General features: G+C 45.8%; 14 protein-coding genes. 10 read left to right on the forward strand and 4 right to left on the reverse strand.

From position 1 onward, the window contains the following. The first annotated feature begins 37 nt into the window (after positions 1-37). From AABA75_RS19870 to AABA75_RS19900, 7 genes are all read left to right on the forward strand, one after another. A complete protein-coding gene (locus AABA75_RS19870; protein WP_338294474.1) occupies positions 38-292 on the forward strand; it encodes a helix-turn-helix transcriptional regulator in 255 nt (84 codons plus the stop codon). 4 nt (positions 293-296) lie between these two features. After that, positions 297-995, forward strand: a complete 699-nt coding sequence (locus tag AABA75_RS19875) for a hypothetical protein (protein ID WP_338294475.1) — start codon at positions 297-299, stop codon at positions 993-995. Between the two features lie 96 nt (positions 996-1,091). Next, the gene (locus AABA75_RS19880; protein ID WP_338294476.1) at positions 1,092-1,238 is read left to right on the forward strand and encodes a hypothetical protein; all 147 of its coding nucleotides are present in this window, start codon (positions 1,092-1,094) and stop codon (positions 1,236-1,238) included. Between the two features lie 291 nt (positions 1,239-1,529). Next, entirely contained in the window at positions 1,530-1,907 is a 378-nt protein-coding gene (gene maoP, locus AABA75_RS19885; protein ID WP_338294477.1) for a DUF413 domain-containing protein, read from the forward strand. 220 nt (positions 1,908-2,127) lie between these two features. After that, positions 2,128-3,840 carry an acetolactate synthase 3 large subunit gene (locus AABA75_RS19890; protein ID WP_338294478.1) on the forward strand — a complete coding sequence of 571 codons (1,713 nt, stop codon included), beginning with the start codon at positions 2,128-2,130 and terminating at the stop codon, positions 3,838-3,840. After that, positions 3,841-4,338 (forward strand): acetolactate synthase small subunit, encoded by a 498-nt coding sequence (gene ilvN / locus AABA75_RS19895; RefSeq protein WP_338294479.1) that lies wholly within the window; start codon positions 3,841-3,843, stop codon positions 4,336-4,338. Positions 4,339-4,749: 411 nt separating this feature from the next. Continuing rightward, positions 4,750-5,079 carry a hypothetical protein gene (locus tag AABA75_RS19900; protein WP_338294480.1) on the forward strand — a complete coding sequence of 110 codons (330 nt, stop codon included), beginning with the start codon at positions 4,750-4,752 and terminating at the stop codon, positions 5,077-5,079. 79 nt (positions 5,080-5,158) lie between these two features. On the opposite strand, the gene AABA75_RS19905 is transcribed toward AABA75_RS19900, so the two are convergent. Beyond that, complete coding sequence (locus AABA75_RS19905) at positions 5,159-6,301, reverse strand: hypothetical protein (protein ID WP_338294481.1); 1,143 nt, start codon at positions 6,299-6,301, stop codon at positions 5,159-5,161. Positions 6,302-6,409: 108 nt separating this feature from the next. On the opposite strand from AABA75_RS19905, the gene AABA75_RS19910 reads away from it, so the two are divergent. The 3 genes from AABA75_RS19910 to AABA75_RS19920 all read left to right on the forward strand — a co-directional run bounded on the left by AABA75_RS19910 (position 6,410) and on the right by AABA75_RS19920 (position 10,644). After that, the gene (locus AABA75_RS19910; RefSeq protein ID WP_338294482.1) at positions 6,410-7,822 is read left to right on the forward strand and encodes a DUF2252 family protein; all 1,413 of its coding nucleotides are present in this window, start codon (positions 6,410-6,412) and stop codon (positions 7,820-7,822) included. Beyond that, positions 7,815-9,713, forward strand: coding sequence for an alkaline phosphatase family protein (locus AABA75_RS19915; protein ID WP_338294483.1), 1,899 nt, complete (start codon positions 7,815-7,817; stop codon positions 9,711-9,713). Before AABA75_RS19910 ends, AABA75_RS19915 begins: the two co-directional genes overlap by 8 nt. 88 nt (positions 9,714-9,801) lie before the next feature. Then, positions 9,802-10,644 (forward strand): sensor histidine kinase, encoded by an 843-nt coding sequence (locus tag AABA75_RS19920; protein WP_338294484.1) that lies wholly within the window; start codon positions 9,802-9,804, stop codon positions 10,642-10,644. Positions 10,645-10,653: 9 nt separating this feature from the next. Here AABA75_RS19920 and AABA75_RS19925 read toward each other — a convergent pair whose 3' ends face one another. The 3 genes from AABA75_RS19925 to AABA75_RS19935 are packed head-to-tail and all read right to left on the reverse strand — an operon-like array spanning position 10,654 to position 12,262. After that, the gene (locus AABA75_RS19925) at positions 10,654-11,040 is read right to left on the reverse strand and encodes a VOC family protein (RefSeq protein ID WP_338294485.1); all 387 of its coding nucleotides are present in this window, start codon (positions 11,038-11,040) and stop codon (positions 10,654-10,656) included. Positions 11,041-11,063: 23 nt separating this feature from the next. Beyond that, positions 11,064-11,582, reverse strand: coding sequence for a GNAT family N-acetyltransferase (locus AABA75_RS19930; protein WP_338294486.1), 519 nt, complete (start codon positions 11,580-11,582; stop codon positions 11,064-11,066). Then, positions 11,579-12,262 (reverse strand): hypothetical protein, encoded by a 684-nt coding sequence (locus AABA75_RS19935; protein WP_338294487.1) that lies wholly within the window; start codon positions 12,260-12,262, stop codon positions 11,579-11,581. The genes AABA75_RS19930 and AABA75_RS19935 overlap by 4 nt, the downstream gene beginning before the upstream one ends. Between the last annotated feature and the right edge of the window lie 58 nt (positions 12,263-12,320).

Here is a 12,320-nt window from a genome sequence, read left to right on the forward strand (position 1 = left end):
TATCATTCTCACGTATCGCTATAACGAGGTAATGGAAATGCGCAATAACTTTGATGGAGAAGTCCTGAGGGACATGCGTAAGGAAGCGGGATTCACTCAGCAGGATCTGGCAAGAAGAGTCGGCATTAGTCGTGAAACTGTCATCGCAATAGAAAAAAATAAGCGGGGCACCATCGACACTATCGAACTGGATGTATTGAAAAACTGGCAGAAGCTTTGCCGGAACTATGTCTCCAAACCAACAAGAGAAAAAGTAATTAACTACATCAAAAGTTATCTAGACCTGGCCTGATCGGATGCAGACCAAGCTGAGTTTTCTGGTCCTTTGCGTCGCTTTTTGTTTTACATGGTTTTTTGGTGAACCGCTTTATTTTGATCGCATCCTGTTCGCCATCTTGATCGCCACGACAGTCCTGAGCTTTAAATGGGACAAAAACCTGTTCGCTATCAGTTTGGTGGTGTTGTGTGAGTTGGCCCTGGAAGAAATCTTCTGGCTATTCAGCAGAGACAATAATTGGCTATTGCTACCCGCTTATGCTTATTGCCTGCTGGCCATTTACATTAATCGACGAGAACTATCAGGTAAGTTGGCCTTTATGGTTTTCGCGTTGTCTCTGTGCGCCGAAATTTATTGGCTCTTAGCCGATAAGCAAGGGCCAAGAATCTTTTTCTACATCTTTATCTGTGGCAACCTGCTACTGCTTAAACACTACGCGTTTATGCGCCCACATATCTGCAATAGAAACTTTAAGCAGTACCACCACTGGAAATGGATAAAAACCGACGGTCAGGTAGAAGATTATGCCATGTTACATCTCGGCCTTAACCTGGCCATGATTTCTGAGTATTTGCTACGACACATAGCAGGAATGAACAACGCTCTGTATGTTTACCATGGCTATAGTTACCTGTCTCATGTTATCAACGGCTTTTTATTCTTGATAATTGCAATTGCGTTAACTAATACCATAAAGAGCAAGTTATTTACCGCCTAAATATTGAGCGGTGGTAGTGTATTGGGCCATAGATAACGGTAATATTGATCTCGAGTGTGGGAGAACATCCACTTTTTAAAACCTACGGAGATCATTATGAAAACTACCAAAAAATTCACTATCACTCTGATTTTATTGAGTTTAATTTCTTTTAACTCGTTTGCTTCAGGTGGTAAAAAAGAGCCACCCAAGAGTAGCACTGTTGAAACAGTTCAACTTTATCTTGCACAGATTTTTGGTTAATTATGCAAGTACTGGCAATTAGTCTTACTTTTTCGTAAGGCTAATTGCTTTACCGCTTTTTTCAAAAAAAGTACTGTGTTTCACTTAAACTGCACGTGAACACATGCCGAGCGATGCCCGGAACCCCACACAAATTCACGTTTAGAAAAAAGCATTTGTAAGACAGGCTTCTTTGTCATAAAAAGTTCTAAAAAAAAGCGCCTTTTGGGGTTTGACTCCACGGCATTTTCGGCCTAAAAATTCACTGTGTTTTGCAACCTTTAACGCAGTTAATTTTCAGGAATTTGAATAATGGCCAAGCCCAACCGTGCTGATCTGTTATCTCGTGCTTATCACGATCCTAAAAACTACCCTTATGGGTTTTCTCGTTCGGGTGATTTCTCTATTTCAGAAGCCAAAGCATTAAGCCAATACGGCAGTTTAATAAATGCTTTGCTCTCTGGCTCCTTGCAACCGGAAAACGATGATGACGCCAGCTTTATCGCTGTGGCCAGTGGCCAGAAAGAGCCGGCTAATGTCACCGAAAAAGCCTGGGTCAAATACATGGCTCGGATAGGTCGACCGCGCACCGGAAGCATTTATGGCAAACGCACTAACGTGGATGATGCCGACGATGACGACAGCAGCATCGATGACGATGATGATTTACCATTAGCCGACGATGATTAAAAACGGAAATGCAGCCTACATTTTACCCATAATGTAGGATGCGTTACTTTATCAATAAAGAATAACGGGACAAATATAGGATATTCATCCCATTTATATCGAATATTAGGATATAAATCTCACTTTTATTCCTTTCCAGGTTTCTTATTCCAATCCACTCCCGTAAGATCCGCCCAAAGTGCAATATTTAACCTCATTAGTATCACAGGAGAGACTATTCGTGGAAATGATGTCCGGTGCCGAAATGGTCGTAAGGGCACTAAAAGATGTTGGCGTTGATTATGTTTTTGGCTACCCCGGTGGTGCCGTTTTAGACATTTACGATGCCCTCTTTGCTCAGGACGATGTTAAACACATTCTGGTTCGCCATGAACAGGCTGCAGCCCACATGGCAGACGGTTACGCTCGCTCAACGGGTAGAACGGGTACTGTGCTCGTTACTTCAGGACCCGGTGCCACCAATACCATTACCGGTATTGCAACGGCATATATGGATTCCATTCCCATGGTAGTGCTTTCCGGTCAGGTGCCGTCACAACACATTGGTGAAGACGCCTTCCAGGAAACCGATATGGTGGGCTGTTCTCGCCCAATCGTAAAACACAGCTTCCTGGTGAAAAAGGCCGAGGACATCCCAAAAGCCATCGCCAAAGCCTATTACATTGCCAATACCGGACGTCCTGGTCCGGTGGTCATTGATTTACCTAAAGATATTGTCAATATCCAGGAATCTCATCCCTATGAGTTTCCTGAGGATTTCTCCATTCGCTCTTATAACCCTACGGAAAAGGGCCACAATAAGCAGATCAAAAAAGCGGTTGAAGCCATTAAAGCGGCAAAGCGCCCGGTGATTTATGCCGGTGGTGGTGCATTAGGGGCCAGTAAAAAGCTGATTAAACTGGCAGAAATGCTCAATGCGCCTGTCACCAATACACTGATGGGCTTGGGTGCATTTCCGGGTACCCACGAGCAGTTTATTGGTATGCTGGGCATGCACGGCACGCTGGAAGCCAACAAAACCATGCACAATGCTGATTGCATCATTGCACTAGGTGCGCGTTTTGACGATCGGGTTACCAACAACGTTGATAAGTTCTGCCCTTATGCCAAAATCGTGCATGTGGATATCGATCCCACTTCTATCTCCAAAACCGTTAATGCCCATATTCCTATCGTAGGTGCTGTAGACAAAGTATTGAGCCAGTTTTTTGACCACCTGAAAGACGTGGATGAAGCTGAGCAAAAAACTAAGCTTGTGGAGTGGTGGCAGCAAATTAAGCAGTGGCAAACCCGCAAGTGTTTGGGTTATGCCACCTCTTCAGACGTTATCAAGCCGCAAGAAGTTATTCAGAGCCTCTACAAGCACACTGATGGCAAAGCCTATGTTAGCTCAGATGTGGGACAGCATCAGATGTTTGCCGCCCTGTACTATCCGTTTGATAAGCCACGTCAATGGATTAACTCCGGTGGCCTTGGCACCATGGGTTTTGGTTTACCCGCGGCGATGGGCGTACAATTTGCTCATCCCGATGCCATCTCAGCGGTGGTAACGGGTGATGGCAGTATCCAGATGAACATTCAAGAGCTGTCTACCTGTTTGCAATACAATTTGCCCATCAAGATCATTTCCCTGAATAACCGTGCTTTGGGTATGGTACGCCAATGGCAAGATATGATTTACAAAGGGCGTCACTCCCATTCCTACATGGAATCAATGCCGGACTTTGTAAAACTGGCAGAAGCTTATGGTCACGTAGGTATTCGGGTAGATCACCCAAGCGAACTGGACGATGCTATGGCGCGCTGCATGAGTATCAAAGATAAGCTGGTGTTTATGGACATCAGGGTAGATCAAAACGAACACGTATACCCCATGCAGATTAAATTTGGAGCCATGGATGATATGAGACTGAGCAAAACGGAGCGTACCTAAATGAGACGTATTATTTCGGTATTATTGGAAAACGAACCAGGCGCTTTGTCTCGCATAGTTGGCTTGTTCTCACAGCGGGGCTTTAACGTTGATTCGCTGTGTGTGACGACCACAGCCGACCCCACTTTATCCCGTATCACCATCACCACCCACGGCGATGACAAAGTGATAGAGCAAATCACCAAACAAATTAATAAACTGGTGGATGTGTTCAAGGTAATGGACTTAACCGAGGGTAGCCATCTCGAGCGGGAGCTAATGTTGATAAAAATCGCCACCCCCAATGAAAATATTCGTGCCGAAGTTAAACGTATGGCCGATATCTTCCGTGGCAACATTGTCGATGTCAGTGCCCGTAACTACACCATTCAATTAACCGGGCCAAGCGATAAACTGGATGCCTTTATTGCCACCACTTCGGAGTTTACCGATGTGTTAGAAGCCGCCCGAACTGGGGTATGTGGCCTGTCACGAGGTGATAAAGCACTAAGAATTTAAGGCTAAACACTCATCAAGAGGAGGCTTGCCTCCTCTTTTTTTGCCTGAAGAAATAGAAAAACCACATATTTTTGATAACAAACTTGTAAAAAGCCCTTGTGGTCCTGTCTTTTTAGGATATTTATCCTAATGAAAACCCCTTCAAAACAGACATTTTAGGAATATATAGATCTACCCTAATCACGTTTAGAAATATAACAACTTGTAATATTCAATAAAATCAATTGCTTAGCTGAATTTACAGTGATTTAACAAGCAATTTTTAATTTTGTTAACCTATTCAATACAGTAATACAACAACATTCCTCATAAAAATCATTAACTTATAAATCGTGTTCGGGGCACATCTTGGACAAAAACAGAAACCCGATACAACACAATAAAGCTAACTAACCATTTATGAGGTATATCATGAAAAAACTAACTTTAGCAGCCGTAGCAGCATTAGCCCTAAGCACTGGTGTTTCTGCACACGAAACTCACGACAAAGAATTTGTGTTCAAAGGCGATAGTGCTTTTGCCAGTTTCTGCCGTGCAGTTACTCAAGACAACGTTCGTTTGATCCACAACAGCTTCAAAAACAAAATTGGTGTTGTTGCATTGTCGCAAAAGGACGTTTACCGCAAATTATTGGATTCTCAGAACCTGAGCTGTAACGGTAAGGGCTTGGTGGAATTCTCTAAAGAGTACAACGCTGAAGAAGTATTGGCCTATCTGGAAACCGCTGCCGCAAAACTGTAAGTCATGGGCAGTGTTCAATCCAAATACTCATACGATAAGTCAGGCCTGCCTGCATTGGCAGGCCTTTAGGCTGAATCCGTTATTTCTTAGTTAACAAGTTTTGCCAGGAAATTTTCGTCATAAGCGGAGCCATTTTCTCATAACGCGCCCGATTTGCTTCACATTGAATGTTTTTATGGTAGTTCTGCTTCCAGGGGTCATTCACCAACCATAGAACATCACTACCCGCGGCCACCCCTTCGATGGAATAATTATTCATTGCTTCGTAATTGCCGCAAGCATCGTCCTTGCTCTTGGTTTCCGCCAGAAAAGCTAACTTTATCCGCTTGGTTTCTTGTCTCTTGTCAGGATCAATCAACCACAGTTCATTATCATTACGAGCAGCCGCTACAATCCAGGCCTGTTGCTCATCTTCGTACCAGGTCAGAGCATTGATAGGATGCGGCACTTGCTCGTCAAACACAGGCACTAGTAGTTGCTCGTCTTTCACCGGAGCCCAATCGCTGCTTTGCCAAAAGCTATCCTTAAGCTCTACGGAAAAGATGCGCGCCTGATATTGCGCATCTTTTTCCAATGCCAAGTACAGGGTCTGGCCTTTGCCGAACGTCATCCCCTCTATACCATCATTGGGATAATTGCCCACCTGCATGTCTGCTGTGTACTGAATTGGACGCACATGAGTCATGGTGACAGCAGACTCATCAGCATTTAATTCCAACCTAACCAATAACGTAGGATAAGGTGTGGCTCCACTGTTTTTGTATTGCTCGGCACAAGCTTGCGTTAATTGATAGCGAGAGGCATCTTCGGTAACGGTATAAAAAACCTTATCGTTGTGCGGGTCCACCACCAGCGCTTCAAGGTCGGGACGCTCAGTCATGTATTCACCAAAGCAGCTATCCGCAACTGTAGGGGCTACTGCGATAGGGTACTTGTGAGTGACGCGATTTTGCTTGGGATCCAGCACAATCAACTTCAGCACTTGAGAACTGTGGGCGCTACCGTCGGCGATGGTGACCAGTAACTCATCTCGCCAAACGCTCAAACCAGACGTTTGCGGGTCCAACAACACACCGCCCTGAGTATCATCAAGCCAATAACTGCGAAGCTGCAATGGTTGTTTTGCTTCTGTAGGGCTCAACGACTCGCTCGGCGATATTTGACACGCAGTAATACAGAGCGCCATCGCGCTTAAACATAAAGATTTATAGTTGAAAAGCATGCGACATCCTGCAGCAAATCTTGTCCAGAGAGTCAGTTATAGGGGGACTGTCTTGTAGGGTCAAGTGACAATTTGAGGAAATTCAACTAAAGGCTAATGATTCAAGGCATGAAAATACAACTCTATTTTCAAATTCTGCACTTTTGGTTTAAGGTTTGGCTAAATAGCAAAACAACCCTAATCATTATGAGCCGCGAAGAACAGATTGTTTTAGCTCTGCAAAAAGCCGATGGTATTTGTCCAGGCGATGGCGCGCCCATAGAAAAACATCAAAAGATGGCAGCGAATCCTTTTCGCTTTTTTCGAGGCGCTGCCGGATTATTTTACGATGATATCGCCGCGGGTATTCTCAGTATTCCCGAAGACTTAAACGCCCACCTCCCTATAACGACAGTGCAAGGCGACTGCCATCTCTCAAATTTCGGTTTTTTAACCGAAGAAGGCTCTCATGGCGATAAAGTGATTTTCTCTCCCAATGGTTTTGATGATGCCTGTCTGGGTTATGCCAGTTGGGATTTAGTGCGGTTTGGCGTCAGTATTCTGTTGGCCCAGGATTATTGTGAAGGTATTGTCAGAGGCGAGTTCAGCTCAGAAGAAATAGACTCTATTGAAGGATTGCAAGCCACATCAGCGGAAGGGGCCATAGTGGCTATCCAGGGATTTGTACAAAGCTACATAGAGCAATGCCAGGTATTACTGGGGGACGATAAAGCGCGGCACAAGGTGGTAAATAAGTTCGACAAAGCACACGCCCTGTATCCCTTCTGTAAAAAAGCTAAAAAACGCGCCTCCGGTGGTAAACAATTTTACAGCAAGAGTGCCCTTGCTAAGGCCGTCGATTTAACCGGTTTTGTCCCTGTGTTTGACCTAAGCAGCGATAAGTTTGAAGCACTGGATGATGCCTTATACCGAGAAATTTTCGAAGTATTCTCACCTTACGTGGATGACAACATCCTGGATATTACACGCAGGTTAGGCGCAGGTACGGGCTCTATTAATATGGACCGTTTTTATTTATTAGTAGGACCACAAGACTACATGGATGAAGAGGATTTACAATTGTGTCACATTGTAGAAGTTAAAGAGCAGCGCATGGCCGCACCACTGACACACTTTGAGACTCTGTCCCCTGTTAACCGACTCAACCCTGCCCATTTAACGGTATCTTGCCAACGGCGCATGCAGCGCAAACCGGATCTGGTTTTAGATGAGGTAGAATGGCGAGACAGCCATTGGTTGGTGCGTTCCAGACATCATTCTAAGGTGGGCATCGATCCTGAGGATATTTGCATACTAAGCGCGTCTCCTGATGAAGCACTATTACAATATGTGCAAAGTTGTGGCCAAGCACTGGCCATCGCTCACAGCCGGGGCGACCGCCGCTCCACGCGTTTTGAACAAGCTGTTTGTGAATATTTGCCGGAGCACGCCGATGACATACTCGATGTGTGCCTGACCTACGCGGTACAAGTACAGGAAGACACCCAAATATTAAGAGCATTAAATAATCCGAATGACTGAAACTGCCCATTCACTTAAGTTAATTGCTGGCCCTGTTGTCAGAAAACTCGATGCGAAACAGCTGGTGCTATGGTTTGTCTCCGACCAGCCTGTCACGGTAGAAGCACAGTTAAACTATGTTGAGCAAACAATTAACGCTGAATCACCACAGGATATCGCCTTTGCCCAGCGACAACTATGCCACCAGGTGGGCCACCGTGCCTACATTTATCATCTGACCATCGATTTCCAATGCCCGCTGCAAGTGGACACGGCTATCGATTATGATTTGTTGTTCAGCACTGCTGATTCCACCTACAACCTGGCACAACTAGCACCGGATATTTGTTACCCCGGACTAACCTCGCCCCGCATCTATTACCAGCAAACCTTGCGCCAGGTGCTGCATGGTTCTTGTCGCAAGCCTCATCATACGGAAGGTGATGCGCTGGTCAGAGTGGACCAACACCTGGCAGATGCTCTGCAAAATAAACAACTGCCCGCAGCCCTGTTGATGATGTCAGGCGACCAGGTGTATGTGGATGATGTTGCCGGGCCGTTTTTACAGGCAATTCATCAAGTTATTGCACAACTTGGTTTGTTTAGTGAGTCTTTTTCCGGCGCTAAAGTGGGCAATTTTGAAGAATTGCTGCAGCATGAAGACTGCTTTTATCGACGTACCGAGTTACTACCCCACAGTGACGAAAACGAAGAAGTGCAAGAGACTTTCTTTGGCGCTAAGCGCAAACCGATTTTTACCTCCGTCAATGCTAAAAATCATTTGATCACCCTCTCAGAAGTGCTCGCCATGTATTTTATGGTGTGGTCAGAGACTTGCTGGCAAGATATTGAGTTCGACAGCCAAAAAATAGCCAGCGCAGATCGGCAACAATTCGAAGACGAACTGCTATCCCTCAAGCAGTTTATTAGCACCTTGCCACAAATCCGCAGGGCCATGGCTCATATTCCGGTGTACATGATATTCGATGATCACGATGTTACAGACGACTGGAACCTGACCCGCGAATGGGAAGAGCTGGCTTATGGTAACCCTTTTTCCAAGCGCATAATCGGCAACGCCCTGTTTGGCTATCTTTTGTGTCAGGGCTTGGGCAATGGGCCGGACCAGTACAAAGGATTACTTGAACAGATCTCACCCCATATCACCAGTTCGGGGATCAGCAATCACGATGAGGTTATTGATCATCTTTTTGAGTGGGATAACTGGCACTATCAAATTGCCACACAACCGAAAATGGTGGTGCTGGATACCCGTACTCACCGCTGGCGCTCAGAGGAGGATGCGGGGCAGCCCTCGGGACTTCTGGATTGGGAAAGATTGCGCGAGTTAAGAGCTCAGGTAACCGGGGAAGACTCGGTTGTGATCGTGTCCGCCGCCCCCATCTTTGGGGTGAAAATGATTGAAGCCATTCAGAAACTATTTACCATGATGGGACAAGCCCTTACCGTGGATGCGGAAAACTGGATGGCCCATCAGGGTACAGCCAAGGTATTGCTGGATATTTTCCGCGAACCAACAACAGCGCAACAATTCATTATCCTGTCAGGCGATGTGCATTACTCATTTGTTTACGATGTACGCCTCAGATTTAAAGAAACCAGCCCTGGCATCCATCAAATCACCGCCAGTGGCTTTTGTAATCAGTTCCCGGTGAGTTTGCTCAGTAAGCTGGATACCCTAAATCGCTGGTTTTATGGCCATCGCTCGCCGCTAAACTGGTTTACCAAGCGGCGCCGCCTGAAGATTAGTACCCGCTATCCCGACAGAAAAGACAAACGTCGCTCGCTGGTGAGCAAAAGCGCGGTAGGTGTCGTAGATTTCAGCAACGACCGTAAACGCCCGGAAGCCCGTCTGCTTACCTGGGATGGTGAAGATATCGAGTTTCGTTGAATAAGATGTAAACCTTCAAATTAATGGACATTCATTTGCATATTTGCTGGGCAGCGCTAATCTAAAATTAACTACAGCGATCCTGTGAATGGATATCGGAGAACCCTACATGCAGGCCAAAGCCTCTTCGGCTAACCCACTTCAAGACTTTCTCAACAGAGCCAGGGAAGCCGAGCCACAGCAACACAGCGAGTTACTCAGCGAAGCTGTGGACATTATTGCCCAACAACTTGCTCCAGTGCCCAGCCAAATCCCCCCCAATAAGAAGGAAATCGAAAAGGTATGCCGTGGCATTGGGCATGACTTTAATGGCATTTTAGCCAATATTAGAGGCATGGTGGAAATCACTCAGATGATGGTACCTGATGCGCCAGAAAACGTGCAAAATACCTTTGTTAAAATTCTCTCCATGGTGGAGCGCGGTCATCATGCCAGCGAGATGATCAGACTTTACGGCAAGGTATACGATTGTCAGAAAAAGCAATTGCAGTTAGCACCGTTTTTGAAACGCTGTCTCAATGATATTCGTATCCGCCTGGAAATGCCCTTTTTTCTTGAGGTACCGTCTCCAGATGATACTCATTTACTGATGGACGAGATGCAATTGGAGGCTTTGCTACTGCAACTGATTAAAAACGCTCAAGATGCCGTTACCCAAGTCAACGAACAGAGTATTCAGGTAGCTCTGTCTGTGACGACCGATGGACAGCTACAGATATCGGTGCACGATCAAGGTTGCGGCATAGACCCAGATGTAGGTGAAGAGTTATTTCAACCATTCTACAGTACCAAAAAAGCTGGCACAGGCATTGGGTTGGGGCTGAGTATCGTCAAGCAAATTGTCATGAACCACGATGGGAGTATCGCCTACACCAGTAGCAAAACTGAAGGGACACACTTTACCTGCATCCTTCCGGTCATCGTTACCTGAGCCAAGAATTTAGCGTTTTTCAATAAGGTCCCATTTGTTGCCGAACTCATCTTCAAATACCGCAACAATACCATAGGGTTCCTCCCTTGGAGACTCCAGAAACTTGACCCCTTTGGCTAGCATCGCCTTGTGGTCGCGATAGAAGTCATCGGTCTGCAGAAACAACCACACCCTATCGGCTCCTTGTTGCCCAATAAGCTTTTGTTGTGCCTCGTTGCTGGCTTGAGCCAATACAATTTGCGTTTCTGTGGCACCTTTAGGCCTCACCGTCACCCAGCGTTTGCGCCCTTGGTCTATGTCTTCTAACAGTTCAAAGCCCAGTTTTTGACAATAAAAGTCGATGGCCTTGTCGTAATCCGACACAATAATACTCACCGCAGATAAACACTGCTTCATAATCTTTCCTTGCAATAACCAGGTTAAAAAGTAAGTCGATATAGATCGGTATCTTTGTCGGGATCAAAATGGGGTAAGTTTTGTTTGAACTCAAAACCCAACTTGCGTAGTAAACTGATAGAAGCTTGATTTTCCGGTGTCACTAAAGCTTCAAGATACGGCCAATCGCCATGTTTTTTCATTTGTTCGATGAGTCCCAAACAAGCTTCCTTAGCGTAGCCTTTACCACGGGCGGAAGCTAAAAAAGCAAAACCGATATCCGGAGACTTGAGGTTATCTCTCTGCAATAAACCGCAGGTACCGACAAATTCCCCACTTCGCGCTTCTCTTACCGCCAACACGCCAAATCCTTGTTGGCGATACATGCGCATCGGCCCGTTTTCGATATAACGTTTAGCACTATCAAGATCGTAGACACCGCGATCACCAATGTATTTTTTCCAGTCGGGATCCAAATTCAGCGTGAGTATCATCTCAGCATCGCCAAAATCAAGTGGTCTTATGCTTAGACGTGGGGTATCGAAGCACATGTAAGGGCTCATGGTGACTCCTGTCGAAATTGTAATAATCCAGCCTGCTCCAACAATTCGTCAATGCGCAGATGCATATCGCTATCCAATGCAGCTAAACGGGGATATCTGGGCTCGTGGCGATCATTAACCCAGTGACCTTGCCAACCTCGCGTGCGCTCAATAAAGTGCATTGCGAAATCAACACCAACATGTTGCAAACAACCGGAAAGACAGGTGTCGACGTAAGTCTGAAAAATCGGGAAATTGGTGCTGGCAGTACCGGGCTGTTCCACCTGACAAATCCAAACCACAGCATCATTCAATTGCGCATGCAGTTCAGCGTCTTGTTCAGCATTGTGTGCTTGAATACTTGCCAGATCAAGCTGAGTAAACTGATAGCTTTGCTCACGCTGTTGCAATGCAGGGGTAATTTCAGCGACGGGCACCAACATCGCATTAAGCGTCTCTGTTTGACCGCCAGGCAAGGCGCCTACACAGGTATAGCGATTGTCAGGACAATTCATATTCCAGGACCGTTGCCAACCAGTAACATGTACCGGTATTCCTTCTGCGTCTATCTGGCTATAGCGCAAACGGCTATCGTGGCTCATCAAACTGCCATAACCCACCACATAATGTTTACTAAGAGCGTGTTTTTTAAGAGCGTGTTGTTTCAAAGATTGTTGCTGGCCACTTTTCTGCTGCGACAAAAGGTTATCCACACTGATTCAATGTATAATGTATTGCAGTAAATCAAATGCAATTTAA

The sequence above is a fragment of the Planctobacterium marinum genome (genome assembly GCF_036322805.1).
GTDB classification, from domain to species: domain Bacteria; phylum Pseudomonadota; class Gammaproteobacteria; order Enterobacterales; family Alteromonadaceae; genus Planctobacterium; species Planctobacterium marinum_A.